Raw genomic sequence first — 26,226 nt, forward strand, 5'->3', positions numbered from 1 at the left:
TCACCGTCCCTTGAAGCGGGGCGCGCGCTTCTCCACGAAGGAGGCGACGCCTTCCGCGAAATCTTCGCTCGCCCCGCCGATGCCGGCGGCGCGGGCCTCGAGCGCGAGCTGCTCGGCGAGGCCGTTCCCGAGTGAGGCGTTGAGCAGTTGCTTCGCCTGACCCAGCGCCACGGAAGGCCCGTCCGCCAGCCGGCGCAGCAACGCCTCGGTCGCCGCATCCAGCTCGGCATCCGGATACAGCCAGTTGGCGAGACCGCATGCGACCGCCTGGGCGGCCGACAGCCGCTCGCCGAGCAAGCACATCTGCTTGGCGATGCGCGGCCCCACGATGCGCGGCAGGTGCCAGGTGGTCGCGCCGTCCGGACTCATCCCGAGCGCGGCATTGGCGACGACGAGCAGCGCCGTATCCGACACCAGCACGAAATCGGCGGCGGCGACATAGCCGACGCTCGCCCCCGCGCAGGCGCCACGCACCTTGGCGACGATCGGCTTGGCGATCCGCTCCATCAACGCGAACAGCGGCAGCACGTCGAGCGCCAGCGCCTCGAACCGGGCGCGCCGTTCCTCCGGCCCCGCTCCCGCCGCCTCGGCGAAGCCCTTCACGTCGCCGCCCGCCATGAAATGGTCGCCCGCGCCGCTCAGCAGGATGACCCGCACATCCTCGCGATGCTCGCATGCGCGCAGGAAGGCGATCATCGCATGCACCATCGGCTGGGTCAGCGCGTTGCGCGCCGCCGGCCGGTTGAAGGTGATCCGCGCGATGCCGCCCGCAACCTCGGTCAGCAATTCGGGGGTCAACGACTCAGCTCCCGTGGACATGATTTCCTCCCGAGGCCGTTGCCGGCCAGTAACGCGCCTTCAGCAGTCGCTTGAGCAGCTTGCCGGTCGGTTCGCGCGGCATGTCATTCTCGAAATCGATGCTGCGCGGGCATTTGTTGTGGGCCAGCCGCGCACGGCACCAGGCGATCAGCTCGGCCTCCAGTGCGGGGCCGGCCTCCGCCGGATCGCACGGCTGGACGATGGCCTTCACCTCCTCGCCATAATCGGCATGCGGCACGCCGAACACGGCGACGTCGCGTACCTTGGGATGGGTGGTCAGCAGGTTTTCCGCTTCCTGCGGATAGATGTTCACGCCGCCGGCATTAATCACATAGTCACGCCGGTCGGTGAGGAAGAGATAGCCATCCTCGTCGACATGGCCGATGTCGCCGAACGTCGCCCAACCACGCGCGTCATAGGCTCGATCGGTCTTTTCCGGATCCTTGTGGTAGGTGAAGCCGCCACAGCCCTCGAAATAGACGAGACCGGTCTCGTTCGGCCCGAGCTCCCGCCCCGCCTCGTCGACGATGTGCAGGATGCCGCGCGTCGCCCGGCCGACCGAGCCCTTCTTGCGCAGCCACTCCTCGGGCCCGATCGCAGTCTGGCCGACGCTTTCCGAGCCGCCATAATATTCGTGGAGGATCGGCCCCCACCATACCATCATCGCCTCCTTGACCGGCACCGGGCACGGTGCGGCCGAATGAATCGCGACGCGGTGGACGGAGCCGTCGAACCGACGCTGCGCCTCGTCGAGCTGAAGCATCCGCACGAACATCGTCGGCACCCATTGGGAATGGGTGACGCGATGCCGCTCGAGCGCACGGACCGCCGCCGCCGCATCGAACTTTTCCATCACGATCACCGTGCCACCGGCCTGCTGCACGGTCATGGTGAATTTGAGCGGCGCGGTGTGATAGAGCGGCGCCGGCGAGAGATAGACGGTCTCGCGATCGAAGCCGAACAGGCGGATCAGCACCTCGGTGAGTTGCGGCAGCTCCCCGACCGGCGCAGGCGCCAGGTGCGGTGTGATTCCCTTCGGCCGCCCGGTGGTGCCCGACGAATAGACCATCGCGCTGCCGCGCGTCTCGTCCGCGATCGGCGTCGCCGGCATCGCGCCGACGGCGTCCTCATAGCCCTCGCCGATGACGAGCAGGTCCACGCCCGGCCCGAGCAACGGCGCGATCGCTGCATGATCGACCGCCGTCGAGGCGAACAGCATCGCGGCGCCGCTGTCGGCGACGATATAGGCCGCCTCCTCCGGCTTGAGGCGCGTGCTGATCGGCACGAAGAGCAGGCCGGCATTGTAGGCGCCCCAGGCGATCTCGAAATAACGCGGATGATTCTCGATCCAGAGCGCGATACGATGGCCCGGTTTCAACCCGCGGGCGCGCAGCAGCTGCGACACGCGGTTGGCGCGCGCGTCGAGCTCGGCGAAACCGATCGTCTCGCCGCTGCCCGCCATGACGAGCGCGGGGCGCCCATCCTGCCGGCCGACATGATCGCGCGGGTGCATCGGATCAGCGGTTGCTGAAGGAGGGTTTGCGCTTCTCCTTGAGCGCGGCCAGCGCCTCCTTCAGATCCGCGCTGGTCATCGCATATTGCTCCAGCGCCATCGCGAACTCGAAATGATCGAGCGCCGCGCGCTGCATCGAATGATTGAGCGCGCGCTTGGTATATTGGACCGCCAGCGGCGGCAGCGCTGCCACCTTCCGAGCCAGCTCCTGCGCCAGCGGCAGCACCTGTTCGGGCTCGTCGACCAGCTCGCTCACCGCGCCCAGCCGATGCGCCTCCTCCGCACCGATCGGATCGCCGGTCAGCAGGTGGCGCTTGGCCTTGAGTAGGCCGAAGGCGGCGGGCCAGACAAGCGTGCCACCATCGCCGGCGACGAGGCCGACCTTCACGTGCGGATCGCCGATCCGGACATTCTTCGAGGCGACGAGAATGTCTGCCGACAGAGCCAGCGAGGTGCCGAGGCCATAAACGTCGCCTTGCAAGGCAACGATCACGGGCATCGCTATCTCGGCCATGCCGTGGATGACGCGGCGCCCATTGTCATAGGCATCCATGCGCGCGTCATAATCCTCGATCAGTCGCTGGATCTCGTCGAAATTGCCGCCGGCCGAGAAACAGCGTCCCGTCGACGCGATGACGAGCGCGCGAATGGCACCTGGCCGGCGCAATCTCTCGATCACCGACACGATCTCGCCGGTCATCACTTCGTCCATCGAGTTCAATATATCCGGCCGATCGAAGGTGAGGGTCGCGACGGGGCCATCCTCCACATAGCGGATATTCCTGAAATCGCCCGTCATCATCCCCGTCCCAAAAAATTGATTGTCAGCGTATGATAATGTTGCGAACTTATTTTGCAATCCGTATCCTCGCCACGAAACACGAGATCGGGAGAGGCGCATGGACAGGCGATTCACCGGCAAGGTCGCCCTTGTCGTCGGCGGAACATCGGGCATCGGCCTCGCCGCCGCGCAGGCCTTCGCGGCGGAAGGCGCACGGGTGATGATCGCCGGCCGCCGCGAGGCGGAAGGCATGGGCGGCGTCGAGGCGATTCGCAGCCGGGGCGGCAGCGCCGCCTTCGTGCAATGCGACATCACCGAGGCCGCCTCGGTGGAGCAGATGGTCGCCCGCACGGTCGAGACCTTCGGCGGGCTGCACATCGCCTACAACAACGCCGGCATCACCGGGACGGTGAACCTCTTTGTCGAGGATGCCGATCTCGCCATGTTCGAGCAGGTGATGGCGATCAACGTCACCGGCACCTGGCTGGCGATGAAATATGAAGTTCCGGCGATCCTCGCCTCGGGCGGCGGCGCGATCGTCAACTGCGCGTCGGTCGCGGGGCTGCGCGGCAGCCCGGGTTGCAGCGCCTATTATGGCAGCAAGCATGCCGTGCTGGGCATGACCAAATGCGTCGCGCTGGAAAATGCCGCGCGCGGCATCCGCGTCAACGCCGTCTGCCCCGGTCTGGTGATGACCGAACTCGTCGAGCAGGGTTTCGCCAGCGCGCAGGACAAGCTTGCCATGCTGACCGCGCGTATCCCGATGAACCGGACAGGCAAGCCGGACGAGGTCGCCAAGGCGGTACTCTGGCTCGCCTCCGAGGATTCGAGCTTCGTCAACGGTGTCGCCCTGCCCGTCGACGGCGCGACTTCGGTCTGAAAGGGATCGCCCATGGAGAAGATCTACGGCTTCGTCGCGATCGACATCGAGGAGGGCGGGCGCGAACCCTTCATCGCCGCGGCAAGACAATGCCATGACGCCATATTGCCCGACATCGCCGGCACCCAATATTATGAATGGTTCCTCTCGGCGGACGGGCGGCGGGCCTATGTCATCGAGGTCTATGACGATCCCGAGGCGGTCGCGCTGCACGGCCGGATGCTCGACGGACGCGTCGGCAAGGTGCTGGAGCACGCCCAGTTCCGGATCAGCTTCGCCGGGAACGTGCCGGACGCGTTGCAGGACCGGATGCGCGAGCGGCTCGGCGAGGTCTGCTTTGCCGGCCGGCTCGCCCATGGCCGCATGACCGAACCGACGCCGCACCGCGCGCCGCCGCCAGGCGACGAGCGCGTCTATGCCCTCGCCTGGTTCCGCCCCCACCCCGGCCGGGCCGATGCCTTCCGCACGCTCGCCCGCGAAGCCTTCGACAGCGCCTGCGCACGCGATCCGGGCACGCAGGGTTATGAGTGGTTCTTCGACGATGCAGGGAACTGCGTCGCACTCGACGTCTATGAGACTCCCGAGGCAATGCTGGCGCACATGGCCAATTGCGGGCCCATCATGGGCCGCATCCTCGATCTGGTCGACAGCCGCACCATCGTCTTCGGCGCGCTGCCCACCGCGATCGAGGCACGGCTGCGGCCGGAACTGGGCATCACCCGTTTCCCCCACCGCCTCCATGGCGTGGGATGATGCTCTGCCTCGTCATCCCCCGAACGCCTCCGCCTGCGCCAGCACCCGCTCCGCCTGCCGGAGATGGGGGATGTCCACCATCTTGCCGTCCAGCCCGACCGCACCCGCGCCGGGACTGGCGGCAAAGGCCGCGAGGACGCGTCGGGCATGATCGATCTCCTCGGCCGACGGCATGAAGCTGTCGTTGATCCCTGCCACCTGCGCCGGATGGATGGCGACGCGGCCGCTGAATCCCTCGGCCCGCGCCGCCCGGCACGACGCGCGCAGCCCTGCATCGTCGCGGAAATCGACATAGAGGGTGTCGATCGCCTGCACGCCGGACGCATGGGCCGCGAGCAGGCAGAGCGAGCGGACCATCTTGTAGGTGAAGGCCCATTCCCCGTTCGCGTCCAGATTGGTGCTGGCGCCGAGCGCGGTCGACAGATCTTCCGCCCCCCAGGTGATGCCTGCCAACCGCTCCAGCCCGGCATCGGCGAACCGACCAAGCGTGAAGGGCGCGACCGCCGTCTCGGTGGCCACCGGCAGGATCTGGATCGATCCGGCCTCGATGCCGTGCGCGGCCTCCAGCGCATCGAGATAGTGGGACAGGCGTCGTACATCCTCCGGCCCGTTGGTCTTGGGCTGCATGATCCCGTCTGGACCACCTGGCATGACTGCCGCCAGATCCTGGAGCATAAGACCGGTGTCGAACGGATTGACCCGCACCCAATATCGGGTCGGCCGCGCGCCGCGCGGGGCAGCCGCCAGGAAGGCGGAGACGAGCGCGCGGGCGCGCGGCTTGTTCTCCGGCAGCACGGCATCCTCCAGGTCGAGGATCACCGCGTCGGCGCCGCAACCGGCCACCTTCGCCAGCTTCTTCTCGCTGTCCCCCGGAATGAACAGGAAAGAGCGCAGCGGCGGACGCATCGTCCCGCTCATGACTTCGGCTTCTTGCGTTGCAGGCCCGAGCGCTTGCAGGAGGCGACGAGCTCGTCGCGCTGGTTGAACGCCTGGTGCAGGAAAGTGACGATGCCCGCATCAGGCCGCGACTTCGAATCGCGCAACTCGATCACCTCGGTCACCACATGTATGGTATCGCCATGATAGAGCGGCTTGGGAAAGCGCACCTCGTCCCAGCCGAGATTGGCGACCGCCGTGCCCAGCGTGGTGTCACCGATCGAGATGCCGACCATCAGCCCGAGGGTGAAGGCCGAATTGACGATCCGACTGCCGAACTCGGTGCCCTTCATATATTCTTCGTCGAGATGCAGTAGCGCCGGATTATGCGTCATCGCGGTGAAGAGCACATTGTCCGTCTCCGTGAGCGTGCGCCGGATCGGATGATCGAAGCGCTGCCCCACCTGCAATTCGTCGAACCAGACTCCCGCCATATGTGTCTCCCGTCGATTTCGATTCAGCGTCCTGCCGAGGACTTGTCCCGGCGGGCCAGAAACTCTTCCTTGAGCTGGCGGGCGTAGATCTTGCCCGTGTCGTGCCGCGGCAGCCGGTCGCGAAACTCCCAGCTGCGCGGGCATTTGATCGAGGCGAGCGCGGCGCGGCACCATTTTGCAAGCTCCGCGCGCAAGGCCTCCTGGTCCGCGACGGGATCGAGCGGCTGGATCACGGCGTGCAGCACCTCGCCCATATCCTCGTCGGCTATGCCGAACACGCTCGCATCGGCCACCGCCGGATGGGAGATCAGGCGATTCTCCGCTTCCTGAGGGAAGACGTTGACGCCGCCGGAGATCACCATGTTGCTGTGCCGGTCGGTCAGATAGACATAACCCTCCGCATCGAGATAGCCGATGTCTCCCAGCGTACTGCGGCCCCGGCCGTCATGGGCCTGCGCCGTGCGGTCGGGATCGTCGTGATAGGCGAAGCCGGGTCCGCCGGAAAACCAGATCGTACCGATCTCGCCGGTCGGCAGCACCCGGCCCGCATCGTCGAGGACATCGACAGCACCGAGGAAAGGCCGGCCGACCGATCCCGGATGGGCAAGCCATTCGGCCGAGCTGATCATCGTCAGGCCATTGCCCTCGGTTCCGCCATAACTTTCCTCGAGGATCGGGCCGAACCAGCCGATCGCTGCGCGCTTGACGTCCGGCGCGATCGGCGCGGCGCCATGGACGATGGTGCGCAGCGAGGAGAGGTCGGCGCGCGCCCGCACGTCTGGCGGCAGCTTGAGCAGCCGCACCAGCATGGTCGGCACCCAATGAGCATGGGTGACGCGATGCCGCTCGACCAGCACCAGCGACGCCGCCGCATCGAACGCCTCCATCACGATCAACGTGGCGCCGATCTGCTGCATCGCCATTGCGAAACGCATCGGCCCCGAATGATAGAGCGGACAGGGCATCAGATAGACGGTGTCCGCGCCCCAGCCGTAACGATCCGCATAGATGGCGAACATCTTCGACAGGCCGTCGATGCCGCCGTCCGGCAGGAGCTGCTTGATCCCCTTGGGCCGCCCGGTCGAGCCGGAGGAGTAGAGCATGTCCGAGCCACGGCTCTCGTCCGCGATCGGCGTCGGCGGGCAGGCCTGGGCATAACGGCCATCCGTCACGTCGACGAAATCGACGCCGGGAAAACGGGCCGCGAGGCGCCCCGCCAGTTCCCCTTGCTGCTCCGTGTAAAAGACCAGCCTCGCGCCGCAATTGCCGATGATGAACGCAATCTCGTCATCGCGGAACCGCCAGCTGATCGCGGTGTAATAGAGGCCGGCATTGTGCCCAGCCCAGACCAGCTCGTGGAAAACCGGCACATTCTCGACCAGCATCGCGAAATGATCGCCGCGGCGCAGCCCTCGTGCGCGCAGGAAATGCGCGCAGCGATTGGCGCGCGTATCCAGCTCGCCATAACCGATCGTGATGCCGAGCGAAGGATAGACGATCGCCGGCCGGTCGGGATCGGATGTCGCCCAGGCGCGGGGATGCTGGCGATAGGGATCGGACATGATCTGATGCCCCTCTACCGCGGCGTCCGCCTAGCGGCTGCGCTCCATGAAGGCGGTCACCCGCGCGGCATAGTCGGGATGCGCGACCACCGCGCCGATATCGATCGACTCCTGCGCGAGATGGTCGGAGATCGAGATGCGGTGGGCGACGTTCATCGCGCGCTTGGTGCGGCCCAGCGCCTCCTGCGGCAGGTCGGCGATCCGGGCGAGCAGAGCCTCGGTCCGCGCGTCCAGCTCGTCATCGGGCACGACCCAGTTGACGAGGCCGAAGTCGAGCGCGTCTTCGGGACCGAATATGTCACCGAGATAGGCGATCTGCTTGGCGCGCTTGGGGCCGATATTACGGACGAGATTATAGCTCAGCGCCGAATCGGGAATCACCCCGACGCGGATCTGCGCCGCGAGGAAGCGGCTCCTCTCGGACGCGATCGCGAGATCCGCCGCGGCGACCATCGCGAGCCCACCACCCGCCGCCATGCCGCGCACCCGCGTCACCACCGGCTGCGGGATGCGCTCGATGATCGCGAAGAGCTGGTTCCCCTTGTCGCCGCTGGTCATCCAATGGTTGGTCCGCTCGAGATCGCCCATGCCGAGCGTCGTCGAAAATTCCTTGACGTCGCCGCCCGCGCAGAAATTGTCGCCGGCGCCCGTGATGAGCACGACGCGCACGTCGCGATCGAATTCGATGCCGCGCAAATGATCGCCGAGCTCCTCCCACATGCCGTTCTTCATCGCGTTCATGACATGGGGACGATTGATCGTCGCCCGCGCGATCGGGCCATCGATCACGAAGCTGAGTTCAGACTCGCTCATGCGTTCATCTCCGTAGCAAGATCGTTGGCGAGATCGCGCAACTGCTTGGGGAAGGTGTTGTATCCGATCGCCGCTATGCGCAGATCGCGGTCCACGTCCTTGTCGTAGCTGGTCCGCGCGAAGCCGGTCAGCACGGACAGCAACAGCGTCCGCCACACGGTGAAGAAGGACAGGCGCGCGTCGCTCACCTCCGGCCCGCCCGCGCCGCGATAGGCCGCCATGAACTCTTCCCATGGAAGCACGCGCGAGACGAGGAAACGGCAATAGGCCAGATCCTCGGCCGGATCGCCGGCATGGGCGAATTCCCAGTCGAGCAGACCGGTCAGGCGGTCGTCGTCGCCCAGCGTGTTGTGCAGGCCCGCATCGCCATGGACCAGGCGCCGCTCATTGCCGATATGCGGCAGCCGCTCATGGAGCCATGCGAAGGCGGCGTCGATCAGCGGCACCGGCGCCATGCCGCTGCGATAGCGGCGCTCGTAGCTTTCGAGATGCGCGCGCACCGGATGGTCCTCGCGGCCATAGGTAAGCGCATCGGCGATGCCGAGCGCATCGATGTCGAGGCGGTGCAGCCGCGCGAGCTCGGCGGCGAAATCGCGGCAGAAGGCGGGCGAGGCATCGCTGGCGAAGAGCGTGCCCATCGCCTTGCCGCGCAGCCGCTCGAACACGATGAAGCGCCCGCCGATCGCATCCGGCGATGACTCCAGCCACAGCGGCTCCGGCACCCGCAGGCCCTGGCCGTGAACCGCCCGGATGACCGGAAACTCGTCGCTCACCGACGTTCCGGTGACCGCGGCGGCGAAATCGCGACGAATGACGAGCTGGCGTCCGTCGACACAGTCGAGCAGGATCGTGCCCTTGGAGCGCCCCCCCGGAACGGTGGTTACACGGGCGATCTCGATACCGGCATCGCGGCCGGCAAACCAGGCGGAGAAGACCGCCGCCGGAATCTCCAATTCGCTGCCCGATCCCGTCGCCGCGACCGGCGCGGCCAGCACCGCGGCGATCCGCGCTTCATGGGCATTGCGCCAATCGCGTTCGGCCTCCACTCCGGCGGCGGGTCCCGCTTCCTCCTCGACCTCGATGGACAGCCGAGCCAGCAGCATCTCGATCAGCTCGCAGCGCAGCCGGGCATTGCCCGCCTGCAGCTCCGGCTTGAGGTCGGCCCGCAGCGCCGTTAGGATGCTGCGCAGCTTTTCGCCCAGGAGCGGATCGGTCAAACCGGCCTCCCCACATAGGTCGGGAAAAAGAAGCCGCTCTCGCGATCGGCATGGCGCAGCAGATAGGCGCGCAGATCGGCATGGACCGCCTCTGCCGCCGCCTCCCCGCGCCGTGCGCGGCACAGGAGAAGCAGCGCATCCACCCGCTCGCGCCCGCGATGGTTCAATGCCTGCAGCGCATCGACGCGGGCATAGCCGCCCAGCAGCGCGGGTGCCTCGGCCAGGAAGCCGTCAAGGTCCGCATCCGCATGGCCCAGCCTCGTGCGCGCCGATTGCAGCAGTTCGACCAGCTCGGCCGTGTCCTCGTGCAGCATCGGCCCCTCGACCGGCGTGCGCGCCTGCAGATGGTTGAGGATCACGTCCACGCTGCGCAGCGCGCTCTGCGCCCATTGATCGTCGATCTTCGGTACGACATGCTCGCGCAGCGCGAGCTGCACCGCGGCAAGCATCTGCTCAGTGGTCGGCATCATAGGATCGCCTCCCCTCATCAATTCGCTGCGTTTTCGGGACGGTAGGGACTCTTGCGCCACTCGGCGACGATATGCGCCGCCTCGTCCATCGGCTTGCCGATCATCATGCCGAGCAGCTGCTCGAACAGCTTGACCCGGCCGAAACCGAGATTGAGACGTGGCGCCCGCGGATTTTTACCCGAGAGGAAGGGACGCAGCCCGTTGTTGAGCGTCGGCACCGCCTTCCACACTTCCCAGACACGATAGAAGTCGAGGCTGGAGCGGTCGATGGCGAAACCCGCCACATCCTCATAATGACCGAGCGTCGTCTCCGCATCGCCCAAGGTCAGCATGCCCTGCGACAGGGCCCAGTCCTGAGCCGGATCGCCGGCGAAGGCGAGCTCCCAGTCGGACAGGGCAACGATCCGGTCGTCCTTCCATATCTCCTCGCCCATGCCGTTATTACCCTTGCACAGCGAGATGCGCGGCGCGCTGGTCGGCAGATGCTCCTCCAGCCAGAAGGCCGCTTCGGTGACGAGCGGAAAGGGATCGGTGCGCACCTCGCGGAAGATGCGCATCCAGCGATCATAATCGGCGCGCGCGCACTCTGCGGCCGAGGCGGGTATGTCGACGAAGTCCGAAAAGCCGGTCGCATCGAGATCCAGGCTGTGCAGCGTCGCCAGCTTCTCGGCATGCTCCAGCGCCACTCGCTGGCGCCGCGCCGCCGCCTCGGCGCCCTCGTCATAAAGGCCGGGAATGTCGTTGCTTCCGTCCACCATGCGGCGGACCATCACCGGACGCCCCTCGGCGATCGCGGGCGCGGCGTCGAACCAGAGCGGCTCGGCCACTGGTACCGCCGTCGCGTGCAGGCCCTTGATGATGCGATATTCATATTCCAGCGGCACCGGGCAGATCGGGCCGCCCAGCGCATCGGTGCGGAAGACATAGCCGCCCTCGGCGCCCTTCTCCTCCGTCCAGACGAGGAAGGTCTCGCGACTGATGCCGGGAAAGGTGCGCCTGAAGCGGGTCACGCGCACGTCGCTGCCCATATGGCCGGCGAAATAGTCTTGCAGGGCTTCCAGTTCGATCATCGGGGGCTCACTCAATCAGGCAATCCGAAGCGGGGCTGCGGCCCGATGACGAACATCGGCATATAGGCGCTGCCGGGCTCGCCATTCACGGTGCAGACCGCCAGCTGTTCGCGATGCTTGGGCTTGACGGCGCTGCCGTCGGACAGGATCACCACTTCGGGATCGGAAATGTCGTAGCTGTCGATTTCGAAGGCGAGATCACGTGAGCGCCAGACGCCCTGCCCCTTGCTGTCGGCAAAACCGCCGTCGAAGCCGCCGCCGCGATAGACCCAAGGCCGGCCGACCGCCGTCGCCTCGAGCGGCACGCTGCGCCCGTCGGCCAGCGCGAGATCCAGCCGCATCGTCTCGAAGACGCGGGTGCCGGGCTTGAAACGCACATCGTGGGCGATGCCGATCACCTCGACCGGATCGCCCTCACCCCAGCGCACTTCCCCCTCGGTGTAGATGCGCTTGCCCTCGCCATCCTCGATGAGCTGCACCGCGCCGCCGAGCGTGCCGGCGCGAAAGCCGGCATGGACGAGGAACAGGCCTTTGCCGCCGGTGCGCGCGGCGGAGGCGACGCCACCGGCGCTGGGCGTGCCGGTCATCGGCTCGAACCCGCCGACGCCGGGGCGCACGCCCCAGCTATGGTCACGCCAGCCGAACCAGTCCTGCGCCTCGATCCGGGTGCCGTCGACGGTCACCGATCCACTGATCCGGCCGAGCTGGTTGTAGCGCAGATAATCGGTGTGCAGCCGGCCATCGCTGCGCGCGACATGGGGATGCTCCAGCCGCGGCGGCAGCATCGCATCGAAGGTCATGTCGAGCGCAATCGGATAGTCGCCCGCCTCCAGCAGGTAGCGCAACTCGGCAAAGGGCCGGACGACGGAGAGCGACAGTGGGCCGATCCGGGCCTCGCTGTCCGGCATCGGCCGGAGCTGGCGGGTGATCCGCACATTATGCTGCCGGGCCGAACCCGACTGCACCATGACGAAGCCCTCGATCACGTTCATGTTCTTGAACAGGGTGATCCCGGCCAGGAAGGCGATCTCGCCATCGGCGCGGAAACCGCCCATCAGCTGGCGATCATAGAAGCGATGATCGGTCGAATGGACATGATCGAAGGTCAGCGGCGCCTGGTGGTGCAGCGTCTCGTCCAGCGGAGTCAGCACATCTCTCTCCTGATTTCCATCAGGCATATTGGCCGCCGGGATGGGCGTCAATAGAAGTTCGCATGCTTATCGTCAGGTGACTGATAGAATGTGGGCAAGCAATTTTCTTGACAGCACGGTTTGCGCCCAGCATGCCCGATGAATCACGGTCCGGAACGCGCGTAAATGGATTATTCGGATACCCCAGTCGCCAGCCAGTTTCGCCTCGGCTTCCTCATTCACGACGTCTCGCGCCTGCGGCGCACGGTGATCGACAAGGCGCTGAAGCCCCTCGGCATCACACGCTCGCAATGGTGGGTGCTGAGCAATCTTTCCCGCAACACCAGCCATGAGATGATGCAGACCGAGCTCGCCAACGTGCTCGATATCGGCAAGGTTGCGCTCGGCGGCCTGCTCGATCGCCTGGAAGCCGGCGGCTATATCGAGCGCAAGGCCGATCCAGCGGATCGCCGCGCCAAGCGGATCGCGATGACCGCAAAGGGCGAGGAGATTCTCGAAAAGATGCAGGAGCAGGGCACCGAGCTCAATCGCGAGACCCTGCGTGACGTAACGGCCGAGGAAATCGCCATCGCGGAAGACATCATGCATCGCATGAAGAAGCGGCTCATGGAAATGGACGCTGAACTGCGCAAGGGCGGCACCTTCTAACCGCCGGTACCTCCGCAGCCCGATCGCAAAGCCGGTTCCGGTACCCCGCCGGAATTGGCTTCGGCGCGTCCTCCTGCCATGCCTGCGATACTCCCGAACCATATCCGGCCCGCGCAACCTGCATGGGATCGCCGCGTCGTAACCGAGAGCATAAATTTCAAAGTATATATTTCGCTTGCTTACAGTTAGTCTCCTGATAGGGTGCATTCATGGACAATCCGCGCAGCATTGGCGCGGCTGGTGCAAAGGTGTTTTCGAAGGGCGCACCCTATGGATTATTCGAAGCTGAAGGCCGCCAATCGCTTCCGCCTCGGCTTTCTCGTTCACGATGTCTCGCGGCTTCGCCGCACGGTGGTCGACAAGGTCATGAAACCGGTCGGCATTACGCGCTCGCAATGGTGGGTACTCACCAATCTGGCGCGGGATTCCAGTCATGAGATGATGCAGACCGAACTGGCGAAGGTGCTGGACATCGGCAAGGTCGCCCTCGGCGGCCTGCTCGACCGGCTGGAAGCGTCGGGCTATATCGAGCGCAAGGCCGATCCGGCCGACCGGCGCGCCAAACGGATCGTGATGACGCCGGCCGGGGAAAAGGTGCTTGAGGGCATCCAGGCGCGCGCGGTGTCGCTCAACCACACCATGCTCGACGGGGTGACGGCGGAGGAGATCCATCTGGCCGAAGACATCCTCCACCGCATGAAACGGCGCCTGATCGAGATGGATGCCGAGATGAAGGACCGCAATCCGTCCCAGCAGCCCGATCTTCCCGACGCCGATTTCTTCTCCGAATAAGCCGACGAGAGGCAGCGGCACCTTATGCCCTCCCCTCCCCGGCATTCAAAGCGCCCGGCCGATCTGGAGCCGCATGATCTCCGCGGTTCCTGCGAAGATGCGATGCAGGCGTCCGGCGGTGAACAGCCGCGAGACCGGATATTCATGCATGTAGCCGGCGCCGCCATGAAGCTGCACGCACTGATCCAGCACGCGTCCTTCCATTTCCGGGAGCCAGAGCTTGGCGACGGTCGCCTCGCCCATGTCGACCTCGCCGGTGCGCAGATAGGTGCGCAGGCAGCGATCGATATAGGCCTGACCCACATCCAGATCGGCCTTCAGGTCGGCAAGCTTGAACTGGGTGTTCTGGAAATCGAAGATGGTCTGCCCGAACGCCTTGCGGTTCTTGACGAACTCAACGGTCAGATCGAAGGCGCGGGTCGCGGCGCCATGGGCGATGATGCCCCACATCAGCCGATCCCGGTTCAGACTCTTGGCCAGGACCTTGAATCCACCGTTGAGCGGCCCGAACAGGTTGGCCGCCGGCACGCGCAGATTCTCGAAATGGAGCTCGCCATTGTTCGAGGCATGGCAGCCCATCTTCTTGAGCACGCGGCCGATGCCGAGCCCGGGCGTATCGCGCTCGACCAGGAAGATCGAGATGCCGCGCGATCCCGCCGCCGGATCAGTCTTGCAGGCGACCATGAAGAGATCGGCATCGGCAATGCCGGAAATATAGGTCTTCGCGCCGTTGATCACATAATCGTCGCCGTCACGGACAGCACTGGTGCGAATGGAGGCGAGATCGCTGCCCGAATCGGGCTCCGTCACCGTGAAGGCGAGGAGGCATTCGCCCTTCACCATCTTCGGCAACCACGTACGCTTCTGCTGCTCGGTTCCAAAATCCATCAGCTGCTCGCACATCTGATCGCGCTGAAACGCCGGACCGATGCTCGCGCCCGCAATCGAATAGCCCATTTCCTGCGTCATCACGACACGATCGAGGAAATCGCCACCCGGGCCGCCATATTCCTCCGGCACGCCGATCCCCAATATTCCCGCTTCGCCCGCCTTCAGCCAGAAGGAACGCGGAATGGCATGCGCCTCGTCCCATTGCTCGACGTGGGGATCGGCCTCGGTCTCGAAGAAATGCCGCACGGTGCGCCGGAACACCTCATGCTCATGGGAGAAGATATCGGGATCAACCTTCAGCGGCATGCCACTCTCCGATCTTGTTCACTTCATGATAATATGCATGATCACTACAAAGCGGAACGCGGGATGGCAATGGCGCGATCGCAGCGCGGGAGAGACATATGGAGCGGATCAATATCGATCGGCAGGACGGCATCTGCACGATCACCCTCAATCGGCCTGAACGGCTGAACGCGATCGACGAAGCGATGACAAGGACACTCACGCAGAGCTTCGAGGCGCTGCACGAGGATAGCGAAATCCGCGTCGTGGTGATCGCGGGGGCCGGCAAGCATTTCTCCTCGGGCGGGGACATCGGCAATATCGCCGACTGGCTCTCCGCGGATGCGGAGGCACGGCGGGAGAGCTTTAGCCACAGCGTGCGCAGCCTTTCCAAGCCGCTGTCGCTGGCGCTGGAGCAGGTGCCGCAGCCGGTGATCGCCTCGGTACGCGGCCATGCCATCGGCGTCGCGCTGCAGATCGTGATCCTCGCCGATCTCGTCGTCGCATCGGACACGGCGCGCTTCACCCTCCCCCAACTCGATCTCGCCCACACGCCGGACCATGGCGAGACTTGGGCGCTGCCGCGCAAGATCGGCCTCTCCCGCGCCTTGCAGATGTCCCTGATGGCCGAGCGGATCGATGCCGCGACGGCCGAACGCTACAATCTCGTCAACTGGCTGGTGCCCGATGCCGAGCTCGATGCGCGTACCATTGCCGTTGCACGGCGCATTGCTGCAAGCCCGCCGGTCGCGGCCCGCGGCGCCAAGGCGCTGTTCCTCGGCGCAGGCTCGCTGACGCTCGCCGAGGCAATGGAAGCCGAGGCCGCCATGCTCGGCCGCGCCGCATCGCAGGAGGATTTCGTGGAGGCGATCACGGCCTTCACGGAGAAGCGCGCGCCGCAGTTCAGCGGTCGGTGAGGGTAAATTCTCCCGTCATGCCGAACGCGTTTCAGCATGACGGGAGAAGATCAGCGCGCCGTGACCCGCACGTCCATCTGGTAGACGCCGCGGAACACCCAGACCGGCAGGAAATCGAGCGCGTCGTCCAGCACCTCGATCCTCTTCACCTTGCGCACCAGCGCACCGAGAAATTCGGTGAGCTGCATCTTGGCGAGATGATGGCCAAGGCAGAAATGGATGCCCGGGCCGAACACCATCGATCCGCGGTTGTCGCGGGTGAAATCGATCCGGTCGGCATGGTCGAACACCGCCGGATCACGATTGGCCGAGGCGATCATCACCGCCACCATCTCGCCCTTGCGGATCGTCTTGCCGTGCAGCTCGAAATCCTCATAGACTAGGCGCGGCTGGCCGCCGACCATCGAGATGAAGCGCTGCAGCTCCGTCACGATCTCGAGCATCTTGTCCTGATTGGCCTCGACATAGGCCCAGGCCTCGGGATCGCGGGCGAGCGCGTCGACCGAGAGGGTGAGCGTGTTCATCGTGGTGTCGTGCCCGGCGACGATGGCGACGTGCATCTGCGCCAATATCTCGTCATAGCTGAGCTTGTCGTCGCCCTCCGAGGCGGTGAGCAGGCCGGTGAGGAAATCCTCCTTCGGATCCGTGCGCCTTTTCTCCAGCTCGACGGCCACCGCCTCGTTCATCTTCTCCAGCGCGAGATTGGCCTTCTCCAGCCGCTCGGCCGTCGGCACCGTGGCGCCGACGCCTTCCATCAGCCAGGTCGCCCAGTCGCGCAGCTGCGGCACCAGCTCCTTGGGCATGCCGAGCAGCTGGAACAACACGTCGCCCGTCATCGCGCGCGAAATGCCCTCGTTGAACTCCAGCTCGCCCTGCTCGATCATCGTGTCGACGAGATATTCGGCCCGTGCGCGGGCGAAGGGCCGCAGCCCTTCGACGATCTTGCGGTTGAGCGCCTTCATCAGCAGCGAGCGGAGCCGCGCATGGCGCGCGCCCTCGCTGCTGGTGATCCAGAGATCGGAATATTTGACCAGCGCCGGGATGCGTGTCGCCCATTCCGCTTCGGGGATCAGGTGGAAGACCGGGAACATCCGCCCGTCGTTGGTCACCGGAATGCGACGCTGGAAGGCGTCCACAGCATCGGCATGGCGCGTGATCAGCCAGCAGCGCGATTTCTCGCTCCAGAACACCGGCTCGGCATCGCGGATCTCGTCGAGATCGCGGATCATGTCCTTACCGCGTTCGCGCGGCGCGTTGGTCAGATCGATATCGAGAATGTCCTGGACGCTCATCGCGCTCCTCCGCCCTTTCCCAACCGGTACGCCAGCATATTACAAGCTGGCGCTCAATTCCATCCTTGCACTCACGCGACCGCCTGCCTCTCGTAGAGCTCCCCGATCGCCGTCTCGTCATAGCCGAGCCGGGCCAGCAGCTCGCGCGTATGCGCGCCCGGCTGCGGCGCGGGCAAATCGGTGCCGAGCCGCGAGCGCGAGAGGGAGAAGGCGGTGCCGATCTCGTTGATCTGCCCGAAGGCGGCATGCCGGCTGACGCGCACCGTGCCGCGCGCGATGAGCTGCGGATCGGTGAGGATCTGCTCCTCCTTGCCGTCGCGAACCGGCTCGACCCAGATACCGTGCGGAGTCAGCAACGCCTGCACCGCGGCGAGATCGAGCGCGGCGACACGTCCGGCGATCTGCCGCTCCTCCGCTTCACCCCACGCCGCTGGATCGCCCGCGAGAGCCAGGGCATCGCGCAACCCCTCCGCCGCGCGCCGACCGCGCGCGACGATCGCGACCCAGCCGTCCTTCGCCTTGTAGAGGCATTCCAGCGGCGTGTAGCCGGACAGACTGCTGCTCAACGTCGGCACCCCCGCGAAGCTGCCGTCCGGGCGCTGAATCAATTCCGACAGTGTATAGATGCCGGCGTTGCACAGCGGCGATTCGAGCGCGACGCTACTCCCCGTCCGCTCGCGATACAGCAGCGCCGCCAGGATGGCGATCGATCCCAGCATGCCGCCGGCAAAATCGACGAGATTGGTCCGGTTCCAGCGCGGTTCGTTGCCCGTGCCGCCAGCCTTCACCTCATGTCCCGTCCAGGCCTGCATCACCATGTCGAATCCGGCCTTCAGCGCCAGCGGTCCGTCATTGCCGAACGCCGGCGCCTCGAGCACGATCAGCGCCGGGTTGATCGCGGACAGGCTCGCCGGATCGACGCCGAGCCGCGGCGCGACGCCGGGCCGGAAATTGTTCATCACCACGTCGGCGTCGGCGCACAGCTGCTGGACGATACGCAGCCCCTCGCCATGCTTCATGTCGACGCCGATCACTCGCTTGGAATGATTGGCGACGGTGAAGGATTTGAAGATCGAGCGGTTGGGATCGCCCTGCTTCGCCTCGACCTTCACGACATCCGCGCCGAGATCGGCGAGGACGACGCCGGCGAGCGGCCCCGCGACGAACGCGCCGCAATCGATCACGCGGATGCCCGAGAGCGGCGCCGTGCCGCGGCTCGCCCGCTTCGCCGCGCCCTCGGCGAGCGGCGCGGCGGAGAATGGCAGGCCGACATGGCGGGTGCCGTCGGGATCGGTGACGATGATGCCGTTGCGCGCGACCTGCGGATCGGACCAGCAGGCGCCTGGGGTCTGCACCTCCTCCGCCGGCAGGCCGCGCTCCCAGATGCGGGCGAGCAACTCGTCGCAATCCTTCTTCGCGACATGCGCGGCGAGCACCTCATAATCGCCGAAGAAGTCGCGCCGGCTGCCGCCCGGCTTGGGCATGCCGCTGTCGCCGGGAAGGACGCTGGGATCGTCGATTTCCAGCGCCTGGTAGAAACCGTATTTCGAGCCCGCGCCACCGATCGCCATGTGGATGAAGCGTCCGTCGCGGGTGCGGAAGATCAGCGGCGCGACGCCGCGCGGGATGACGAAATCCGCCATCGGCGTCGGCTTTTCGAGCTTCGCCCAATAGGTGCCGATCCAGGGCAAGGCCCCCTCGAACAGCGATGTCGAGACGATCTGCCCCTCGCCCGAAGCCTCGCGCTCGAACAGCGCCCCCAGCAGACCGATCAGCCCCTGCATCGCCGCGCCGTAGCTGCCCGGCTCGAACGCATTGACGATCGGCCGATCCGGCTCCTGCTCCCAGACGAGGCCGCTGCGCACCTGGGCGAGCAGCTCGGTGGAAGGCCCCACATAGCGCGTGCCCGCGGGGCCGTCGGTGATGTCGAGCAGCACGAGCCGCGGATGGCGCGCGGCCAGCGCCGCGGCATCCCGCCGGCGGACGAGATCGGGATGATCCTCGCCGCCCAGGATGCAGGCGTCCGCGTCGGCCAGCAGCGCGTCGAGCGCCTCGCCGCCAGCCCGCGCCGCGCCACGATGCCAGACCTCATAGGCCGGATAGATCGCCGCGAAGGGATCGCCGCCCGCGGGCTCGATACGCGTAACCGAAGCACCCAGATCGGCCAGCATCTTGGCAGCGAGCGCGGGCGCCATGCCGACGCCCAGATCGACGACCTTCAGGCCGTCCAGCATGCGGATCATGCTCATCGCGAACAGCTCTCCCCGATTATGTCCAATCGTCAGGCCGCGGTGTAGCGGCGGCCGAGCGTATGCTTCATGAGTTCGGTGGCGCCGGCGAAGATGCGCTGCACGCGCGCGGCGGTGAACATGCGGCTGATCGGATGATCGTCCATCCACGCCTGGCCGCCCCAGAGCTGGACGCAATTGTCGAGCGTGCGGAATTCGAGCTCGGTCAGCCAGATCTTGGCCATCGAGCTTTCGGCATCGGTGATGGTGTTGCCCGAGACCTTGCGCAGCAGCGAATTGTAGAAGGCACGGCCGACACGGATCTCCGTCTCCATTTGCGCCAGCACGAACTGGGTGTTCTGGAAATCGATCAGCCGCTGGCCGAACAGCTTGCGGTTGCGGCAATGATCGAGCGTCATCTCGAACGCGCGCTGGGCGGCGCCGATCGAGCGGGCGACGATCTGCAGCCGGTCGAGCGCCATGTTGGGCACGAACATCGACGCCGCGCCATTTTCCGGGCCGACGAGATTGGCCACCGGCACGCGCACGTCGTCGAAGAACAATTCGCCGGTGTCGCCGCCCTTATATCCCTGGGTGATCATGCGGCGCTGGGTGAAACCGGGCGTGCCCTTTTCCACGATGATCATGCTCATGCCCTTGGCGCGCAATTCCGGCGCCGTCTTGCACAGCACATAGACGAGATCGGCCTTGGCCCCGTTCGAGATGTAGATCTTGCTGCCGTTGATCACCCATTCGTCGCCATCCCGGACGGCGGTGGTGCGCGCGGCGAACGCGTCCGATCCCGATTCGGCCTCGGTCATGCCCATGCCCTGCACGCAATCGCCGGTCAGGATGCGCGGGAAATATTTCCGCTTCTGTTCCTCGGTGCCGTAATCGACCAGGAAATTGGTGCAGATATCGGTGCCGATGAAGGAACCCGCGGTCGCGCCGGCGGGCGAATAGCCGAGCTCTTCGGCGGCGACCATGATCGAGAAGCGATTGGCGCCCGGCCCGCCATATTCCTCCGGGATCGTGGCGCCGAGAATGCCGTATTCCCCGGCCTTCTTCCAGATCGCGCGATCGGTGCCCGCTTCCTCGAACTCGCGGTAGCGCGGCTCCACCTCGCGCTCGAAATAGGCCCGCACGGTGCTGCGGAACATCTCCATCTCTTCGCCATAGGGGCTCTCTTCCGTCTCCCAGTTCAGGGGATCCAGCTTGAGAAAGACGCCGCTCATCCTCGTCCTCCGTTATTTGATACGCAGGCTAACAATGCGCCAGCGATATATCAACCGCCGATTTTGGAAATCCGCGCTCGCCCACCCTTCCGGATCGCGCAATCCGCTATTGTTATGTAGCGCATGATAATCTAGCGCAATAAATAAGAGACAGGAGGAGGCGAGGATGGCGAACGAGAAATTGGTCCGCGAAGTGGAGGCCTTCATGCTCGAACGGGTGATCCCGACCGAGCAGGAGCATCATCATCAGCTGCAGACCGCGGCCAATCGCTGGACCTACACGCCGATCATGCGCGAACTGCGGGCCGAGGCCAAGGCGAAGGGCCTGTGGCTGTTCCCGATGCCGGTCGAGCTCGGCGGGCGCGGCCTCTCGCTGATGGACTATGCGCCGATCTGCGAGATCATGAACTGGTGCAACCACGGGCCGGAGATCTTCAACTGCTACACCGGCACCATCTCCAACGGCACGGCGATGAACGCCCATGCCTCGACCGAGCTCAAGGAGCGGTACATGAAGCCGCTGCTCGCCGGCGAGATCCGCTCCTGCATCTCGATCACCGAGCGCAACGTGCCCTCGTCCGATCCGACCGACCTCAAGTTCGACATCCGCCGCGACGGCGACGACTATGTGCTGAACGGCGTCAAGAGCTGGGCGACGGGCGGCGCGATGGACGAATGCCGCTTCATCCTCGTGCTCGGCGCGACCGACCTCGCCGCCCCGCGCCATGCCCGCCATTCGATGGTGCTCGTGCCGCGTGAGGCGAAGGGCCTCAGCCTCGGCCGGATCGAGACGGTGATGGGCTATGACGACGCGCCTTTCGGCCATTGCGACCTGATCTTCGACAATGTCCGCGTGCCGGCGGCGAACCTGATCGGCAAGGAGGGAGAAGGCTTCCTGATGATGCAGTCGACGCTCGGCGTCGGCCGCATCCAGCTCGGCATGGGCGCCATCGGCGCGGCCGAGCGGGCGATGATGGAGCTTTGCTCCTGGGTGGAGAAGCGCATCATCGGCGGGCGCCCGCTGGTCGACCGCCAGGTCGTCACCGACGCGATCGCGCGCAGCCGGATCGAGATCGACGCCTGCCGCGCCTTCATCGTCCAGACCGCACGGCGCATGCAGGAACAGGGCATGAAGGCGGTGCGCGGCGAGATCGCGCAGCTCAAGGTGCTGGCGCCCGACATGGCGCTGCGCGTGCTGGACCGCGCCATGCAGTTCCACGGCGGCGCCGGCCTCAGCTACGACACCCCCCTGCCGGAGCTCTGGGCGCATATGCGCACGGTGCGGATCGGCGAGGGCGCCGACGAGGTGCACCGCGAGACGATCGCGAAGGTGGAGCTCAGGCGCCAGGCCGAGTGGCGCGCCGCCACGGGCCGGGCCTGAGCCATGGACTTCGCCTTCAGCGACGATCTCCTCGCCATCCGCGACCAGGTGGAGCGGATCTGCGACGCCTTCGACGACGAGTTCTGGCGCCGCAAGGAGAAGGAGGAGAGCTTCCCCTTCGAGTTCCACCGCGCCATGGCCGACGCCGGCTTCCTGGGCATCACCATGCCCGAGGAGTTTGGCGGCTCCGGCCTCGGCGTCACCGCGGCGGCGGTGATGATGAACGCGGTGACGCGCAGCGCCGGCACCTATGCCGCCGCCTCCACCATCCACATCAACCTGTTCGGCCCGCATCCGATCGTGGTGTTCGGCACGCCCGAGCAGAAGCGGCGCTGGATCCCCGATCTCATCGCCGGGCGCACCCAGGTCTGCTTCGGCGTCACCGAGCCCGACGCCGGGCTCGACACCACCCGGATCACGACGCGCGCCGACAAGGTGGACGGCGGCTATCTGGTCAACGGCCGCAAGCTCTGGACCTCGACGGCGCAGGTCGCGCACAAGATCCTGCTGCTCACGCGCACGTCGCCGCGCGATCCGGCCGATCCGACCGCCGGCATGACCCTGTTCTACACCGATCTCGATCGAAGCCGGGTCGAGGTGCAGCGCATCCCGAAGATGGGGCGCGCCGCGGTCGATTCGAACGCGACCTTCTTCGACAATCTGCTGGTGCCGGAGGAGGACCGCGTCGGCGAGGAAGGCAAGGGCTTCCGCTACCTGCTGCACAGCCTCAATCCGGAGCGCATCCTGGTCGCGTCCGACGTGATCGGCATCGGCCAGCGCGCGCTCGCCAAGGGCGCGGATTATGCGCGCACCCGTGTCGTGTTCGATCGGCCGATCGGGCAGAACCAGTCGATCCAGCACCCGCTCGCGCAATGCTGGGCGGACCTGGAGGCGGCCTGGCTGCTGACGATGAAGGCCGCCTGGCTCTACGACAGTGGCCGACCTTGCGGCGCGGAGGCCAATGCCGCCAAGCTGCTCGGCGGGCAGGCAGGCCATGCCGCCTGCCTGCAGGCGGTAATGACCCATGGCGGCATGGGCTATGCCAAGGAATATAATGTCGAGCGCTATCTGCGAGAGGTGCTGCTCGGCCGACTGACCCCGGTGTCGGAGCAGATGATCCTCTCCTTCATCGGCGAGAAGGTGCTGGGCCTGCCGAAATCCTATTGACCGCACCGCTCGTACGCCTCAAAACAGTTCGCATACTTACTATATATGCGGACCAGGATGAGAGACCCGTTCATGACCAGCATCACCGACCTGCCCCGTCCGGCCTTCCCTTTCATCACGATCGACGATCGGGGACGGCCCGACCTCGTGGCGCAGCGCTGCACCGCCTGCGGCAGCACCTATGCGGACAGCCAGCGCGTGGCCTGCGCGCGCTGCGGCGCGCGGGAGGCGGCGCTGGAGACGTTCACCCCCGCCCATGAGGGCACGCTCCATTCGGCGGTGATCGTCCGCCGTGGCTTTCCGGGCGTGGAGGTTCCCTTCGTTTCGGCGGTGGTCGATCTCGACGGCGGCCCGACGCTGAAAGGCACGCTGCGCGGCACCAGGGGCTTCGAGCCCGAGGATGTGGCGACCGGCCAGCGCGTGCGCGTCTGCTTCGACGACGCGCTCGGCCGCAAGGACAAGGAGGGCAACAGCTATGTCGCCCATTATTTCGAACCGGTTTCCGCCTGAGGGAGCGCAGTCATGAGCCAGGACATCTATATCGTCGGCATCCACATGATCGACTTCGGGCGCTATCCGCACCGCACGCCGGCCCAGCTCGGCGCGCAGGCGGCACTGGAAGCGCTGGACGAGGCCGACGTCACCATCCACGACATCCAGGCCGTCTTCTCCGGCAGCAACTACACGACGATGATCGGCCAGCGCATCCTCCAGCAGATCGGCCAGACCGGCGTGCAGATCATCAATCTGGTCAATGCCTGCTCCACCGGCGCCTCGGCCGTGCGCATGGCCTATACCGCGATCAAGGCCGGCGAGTTCGACACGGTGCTGTGCGTCGGCGTCGAGCAGATGACCGGGCTCGGCATGCTGGGCGGGGCGGCGCCGGGCGCGATCCCGACCGAAGGCATATTGGGTTCGGCAACCATGCCGGCCGTGTTCGGCGAATCGGGAATCGAATATGCCGCCCGCACCGGCGCGACCCAGGCGGACTTTGCGCAGGTCGCGGTGAAGAATCACCATAATGCGACGATGAATCCCAAGGCCTTCCTGCGCAAGGAGACGCCGCTCGACATGGTCCTCGGCGCCGAGACCATCGCCTGGCCGCTGACCAAGCTGATGTGCTCGGTCAATGTCGACGGCGCGGCCGCGGCGGTGATCATGTCGGAGGAGAAGGTGAAGCAGCGCGGCCTGATGGACCGCGCAATCCGCATCCGCGGCTCGGCCATGGCCTCGGCGCCCTGGCAGGAGCGCGATCCGATCATGCACGACGTCAACGGCCCGACCCGCCTCGCCGCCGAAAAGGCCTATGCGATGGCCGGCCTCGAGCCCAGGGATATCGACCTCGTCGAGCTGCACGACTGCTTCGCCTCGGTGGAGCTACAGCATTACGAGAATCTGGGGCTGTGCGGCGAAGGCGAAGGCGTGAGGCTGATCCGTGACGGATCGACCGAGATCGGCGGCGCCATCCCGGTCAACGTCTCGGGTGGCCTGCTTTCCAAGGGACATCCCATCGCGGCCACCGGCATCGCCAACATGTACGAAATCGCGCAGCATCTGCGTGGCCATGCCGGCGAGCGGCAGGTGGACGGCGCGAAGATCGGCATGACCCATGTCGTCGGCCTCGGGACAAGCGCGGCGGTGCATATCTTCGAGAAGGCGTGAACGCGGCGTCACGCCGGCTCGTCCCAGTCCTCCTCCTCGTCCCAGAGCCATTCGGGCGGATCGGGCTCGTCGCGTCCGGGCGGAGCGCAGCCATGGGCGCGCCAGTGGCGGCGGTGGAGATCATAGTCGGCGACGCGCTCGCGGGTCTCGGCGATGAGCGCGGCGGCCTCGTCGGGATCGAGATCGGGGCGGGCGTTCAGCGACCAGCGGTGGTCGGGGCAGCGACGGAGCCAGAAGAGGATGGCCGCGAGCGAGGGCGGCTGCTCGACGCGGGTCCGGGTGCGGATGATGTCGCCATTGTCGTTCCGCAGGAGTTTCTCGCGGACATGGCTGTAGCCGGTGGCGCGGGCGAAGAGGGCGTCCTCGACGGCATCGTCGGCGACGCTTTTGGGGAGGCACACGGCCTGTCCGAAGGCGGCGTGGCGGAGCGTCCACTGGCGGATGGTGGTGGTCGTGACGCCGAAGGCGCGGGCGAGATCATGGTCGAGCGCGCCTTGTCCGGCGAGGGCGCGGGCGATGGGGATGATGGCGGGATCGTAGCACGCTGCGGGTGCGGGCGGATCGGCGTCGATGGCTTCGACGAGGGGTGCGATGATCAGATCGGGCAGCGGGGGGTGTATGCGATGAGGGAGGGTATCGCCTCCCTCCTTCCCGTCATCCCAGCGCAAGCTGGGATCGCTTTCAACCGTCGACCGGTCGCCCGTGGAGAGCGATCCCAGCTTTCGCTGGGATGACGGGTATGGGGCGGGCGTTTCCAGGATCTCAAGCGGATCGGTGTCGTCGGCAGGCGCAGTCGCAGGAGCGAGGGCGTCGATGCGGGCGAGCGTGTCGGCGTCGCCCTCCATCTCCGGCTCGCCGTCGATCGCGGCGCACCAGGCCTCATAGGCGACATGCTCGATCTCGCGCAGCGTCTCCTCGGTGGGCGTGAGATCGCCGGGTCCGGCCCCTCGGATCACCATCGGCGCGGCCCAGCGCTCGGGGCGGCGGATGCGCAGCCAGAAGGTGGCGGCCTTGTCGTTGGGCGGGACATGCTCGATGACGGTGGTGCGGACCAGCTCGCCGTCACGCAGGACGACATGCTCGGTCTCGCGGTCATGGCCGGTGGCCAGCCGGAAGAGGGCGCGCTCGACGGCGGCGTCGGCCGCTTCGGGAGACAGGCGGCAGGCGGCGGCGAAGTCGGGATGCTGCTGCTTCCAGTCGCGAATGGTCTGGAAGGGCACGCCGAATGCGGTGGCGAGGTCCGTGTAGAGCGCGCCGCGCTCGGCGAGCGTGCGGGCGGCGGGGATCAGGGCGGGGCTGTAGTCGGCGGTCTGGCTCATGCCGCAAGGC

General features: G+C 66.3%; 25 protein-coding genes. 9 read left to right on the forward strand and 16 right to left on the reverse strand.

What is annotated here, in order from left to right; genetic code table 11:
• The 3 genes from GQY20_RS21590 to GQY20_RS21600 are packed head-to-tail and all read right to left on the reverse strand — an operon-like array spanning position 1 to position 3,131.
• Complete coding sequence (locus GQY20_RS21590; RefSeq protein ID WP_157219220.1) at positions 1–819, reverse strand: enoyl-CoA hydratase/isomerase family protein; 819 nt, start codon at positions 817–819, stop codon at positions 1–3.
• The gene (locus tag GQY20_RS21595; RefSeq protein WP_157219221.1) at positions 803–2,332 is read right to left on the reverse strand and encodes an AMP-binding protein; all 1,530 of its coding nucleotides are present in this window, start codon (positions 2,330–2,332) and stop codon (positions 803–805) included. The genes GQY20_RS21590 and GQY20_RS21595 overlap by 17 nt, the downstream gene beginning before the upstream one ends.
• Before the next feature lie 4 nt (positions 2,333–2,336).
• A complete protein-coding gene (locus GQY20_RS21600) occupies positions 2,337–3,131 on the reverse strand; it encodes an enoyl-CoA hydratase/isomerase family protein (protein WP_198351111.1) in 795 nt (264 codons plus the stop codon).
• Between the two features lie 100 nt (positions 3,132–3,231).
• Here GQY20_RS21600 and GQY20_RS21605 point away from each other — a divergent pair, with 100 nt between their 5' ends.
• Positions 3,232–3,993, forward strand: coding sequence for a glucose 1-dehydrogenase (locus GQY20_RS21605; RefSeq protein WP_157219223.1), 762 nt, complete (start codon positions 3,232–3,234; stop codon positions 3,991–3,993).
• A gap of 12 nt (positions 3,994–4,005) precedes the next feature.
• Entirely contained in the window at positions 4,006–4,746 is a 741-nt protein-coding gene (locus GQY20_RS21610; RefSeq protein WP_157219224.1) for a putative quinol monooxygenase, read from the forward strand.
• 12 nt (positions 4,747–4,758) lie between these two features.
• Here the strand turns inward: GQY20_RS21610 and GQY20_RS21615 are convergent, their stop codons facing one another.
• The 8 genes from GQY20_RS21615 to GQY20_RS21650 are packed head-to-tail and all read right to left on the reverse strand — an operon-like array spanning position 4,759 to position 12,399.
• Positions 4,759–5,664, reverse strand: a complete 906-nt coding sequence (locus tag GQY20_RS21615; protein WP_232476184.1) for an HpcH/HpaI aldolase/citrate lyase family protein — start codon at positions 5,662–5,664, stop codon at positions 4,759–4,761.
• Positions 5,661–6,248, reverse strand: coding sequence for a MaoC family dehydratase (locus GQY20_RS21620; RefSeq protein ID WP_332836104.1), 588 nt, complete (start codon positions 6,246–6,248; stop codon positions 5,661–5,663). The genes GQY20_RS21615 and GQY20_RS21620 overlap by 4 nt, the downstream gene beginning before the upstream one ends.
• A complete protein-coding gene (locus GQY20_RS21625; RefSeq protein ID WP_157219226.1) occupies positions 6,140–7,678 on the reverse strand; it encodes an AMP-binding protein in 1,539 nt (512 codons plus the stop codon). Before GQY20_RS21625 ends, GQY20_RS21620 begins: the two co-directional genes overlap by 109 nt.
• Positions 7,679–7,708: 30 nt before the next feature.
• Positions 7,709–8,491: an enoyl-CoA hydratase/isomerase family protein gene (locus tag GQY20_RS21630; protein WP_157219227.1), complete on the reverse strand. Its 783-nt coding sequence runs from the start codon at positions 8,489–8,491 to the stop codon at positions 7,709–7,711.
• Complete coding sequence (locus GQY20_RS21635) at positions 8,488–9,708, reverse strand: phosphotransferase family protein (protein WP_157219228.1); 1,221 nt, start codon at positions 9,706–9,708, stop codon at positions 8,488–8,490. Before GQY20_RS21635 ends, GQY20_RS21630 begins: the two co-directional genes overlap by 4 nt.
• Positions 9,705–10,175 (reverse strand): hypothetical protein, encoded by a 471-nt coding sequence (locus tag GQY20_RS21640; RefSeq protein WP_198351112.1) that lies wholly within the window; start codon positions 10,173–10,175, stop codon positions 9,705–9,707. Before GQY20_RS21640 ends, GQY20_RS21635 begins: the two co-directional genes overlap by 4 nt.
• 20 nt (positions 10,176–10,195) lie before the next feature.
• Complete coding sequence (locus GQY20_RS21645; protein ID WP_157219230.1) at positions 10,196–11,248, reverse strand: phosphotransferase family protein; 1,053 nt, start codon at positions 11,246–11,248, stop codon at positions 10,196–10,198.
• An 11-nt stretch (positions 11,249–11,259) separates the two neighbouring features.
• Positions 11,260–12,399, reverse strand: coding sequence for a hypothetical protein (locus tag GQY20_RS21650; protein WP_157219231.1), 1,140 nt, complete (start codon positions 12,397–12,399; stop codon positions 11,260–11,262).
• A 165-nt stretch (positions 12,400–12,564) separates the two neighbouring features.
• Here GQY20_RS21650 and GQY20_RS21655 point away from each other — a divergent pair, with 165 nt between their 5' ends.
• Positions 12,565–13,047 carry a MarR family winged helix-turn-helix transcriptional regulator gene (locus tag GQY20_RS21655; protein ID WP_157219232.1) on the forward strand — a complete coding sequence of 161 codons (483 nt, stop codon included), beginning with the start codon at positions 12,565–12,567 and terminating at the stop codon, positions 13,045–13,047.
• 270 nt (positions 13,048–13,317) lie between these two features.
• Positions 13,318–13,839, forward strand: a complete 522-nt coding sequence (locus tag GQY20_RS21660) for a MarR family winged helix-turn-helix transcriptional regulator (protein ID WP_157219233.1) — start codon at positions 13,318–13,320, stop codon at positions 13,837–13,839.
• A gap of 45 nt (positions 13,840–13,884) precedes the next feature.
• Here the strand turns inward: GQY20_RS21660 and GQY20_RS21665 are convergent, their stop codons facing one another.
• A complete protein-coding gene (locus tag GQY20_RS21665; RefSeq protein ID WP_157219234.1) occupies positions 13,885–15,036 on the reverse strand; it encodes an acyl-CoA dehydrogenase family protein in 1,152 nt (383 codons plus the stop codon).
• Between the two features lie 98 nt (positions 15,037–15,134).
• On the opposite strand from GQY20_RS21665, the gene GQY20_RS21670 reads away from it, so the two are divergent.
• Entirely contained in the window at positions 15,135–15,932 is a 798-nt protein-coding gene (locus tag GQY20_RS21670; RefSeq protein ID WP_157219235.1) for an enoyl-CoA hydratase/isomerase family protein, read from the forward strand.
• A 50-nt stretch (positions 15,933–15,982) separates the two neighbouring features.
• Here GQY20_RS21670 and GQY20_RS21675 read toward each other — a convergent pair whose 3' ends face one another.
• From GQY20_RS21675 to GQY20_RS21685, 3 genes are all read right to left on the reverse strand, one after another.
• Positions 15,983–17,224 carry a cytochrome P450 gene (locus GQY20_RS21675; protein WP_157219236.1) on the reverse strand — a complete coding sequence of 414 codons (1,242 nt, stop codon included), beginning with the start codon at positions 17,222–17,224 and terminating at the stop codon, positions 15,983–15,985.
• Positions 17,225–17,295: 71 nt separating this feature from the next.
• Positions 17,296–19,473, reverse strand: a complete 2,178-nt coding sequence (locus tag GQY20_RS21680) for a CaiB/BaiF CoA-transferase family protein (protein ID WP_157219237.1) — start codon at positions 19,471–19,473, stop codon at positions 17,296–17,298.
• Positions 19,474–19,505: 32 nt separating this feature from the next.
• Entirely contained in the window at positions 19,506–20,687 is a 1,182-nt protein-coding gene (locus tag GQY20_RS21685; protein ID WP_157219238.1) for an acyl-CoA dehydrogenase family protein, read from the reverse strand.
• 166 nt (positions 20,688–20,853) lie between these two features.
• On the opposite strand from GQY20_RS21685, the gene GQY20_RS21690 reads away from it, so the two are divergent.
• From GQY20_RS21690 to GQY20_RS21705, 4 genes are all read left to right on the forward strand, one after another.
• Positions 20,854–22,068 carry an acyl-CoA dehydrogenase family protein gene (locus tag GQY20_RS21690; RefSeq protein ID WP_157219239.1) on the forward strand — a complete coding sequence of 405 codons (1,215 nt, stop codon included), beginning with the start codon at positions 20,854–20,856 and terminating at the stop codon, positions 22,066–22,068.
• 3 nt (positions 22,069–22,071) lie between these two features.
• Positions 22,072–23,235: an acyl-CoA dehydrogenase family protein gene (locus tag GQY20_RS21695; RefSeq protein ID WP_157219240.1), complete on the forward strand. Its 1,164-nt coding sequence runs from the start codon at positions 22,072–22,074 to the stop codon at positions 23,233–23,235.
• A 72-nt stretch (positions 23,236–23,307) separates the two neighbouring features.
• Entirely contained in the window at positions 23,308–23,745 is a 438-nt protein-coding gene (locus GQY20_RS21700) for a Zn-ribbon domain-containing OB-fold protein (protein ID WP_157219241.1), read from the forward strand.
• 12 nt (positions 23,746–23,757) lie between these two features.
• Positions 23,758–24,897: a thiolase family protein gene (locus GQY20_RS21705; RefSeq protein WP_157219242.1), complete on the forward strand. Its 1,140-nt coding sequence runs from the start codon at positions 23,758–23,760 to the stop codon at positions 24,895–24,897.
• 8 nt (positions 24,898–24,905) lie between these two features.
• Here the strand turns inward: GQY20_RS21705 and GQY20_RS21710 are convergent, their stop codons facing one another.
• On the reverse strand, positions 24,906–26,216 hold the full coding sequence (locus GQY20_RS21710) for a hypothetical protein (RefSeq protein WP_157219243.1): 1,311 nt from the start codon (positions 26,214–26,216) through the stop codon (positions 24,906–24,908).
• Positions 26,217–26,226: the final 10 nt, after the last annotated feature.

It is taken from the genome of Flavisphingomonas formosensis, from assembly GCF_009755815.1.
Classification (GTDB): domain Bacteria; phylum Pseudomonadota; class Alphaproteobacteria; order Sphingomonadales; family Sphingomonadaceae; genus Flavisphingomonas; species Flavisphingomonas formosensis.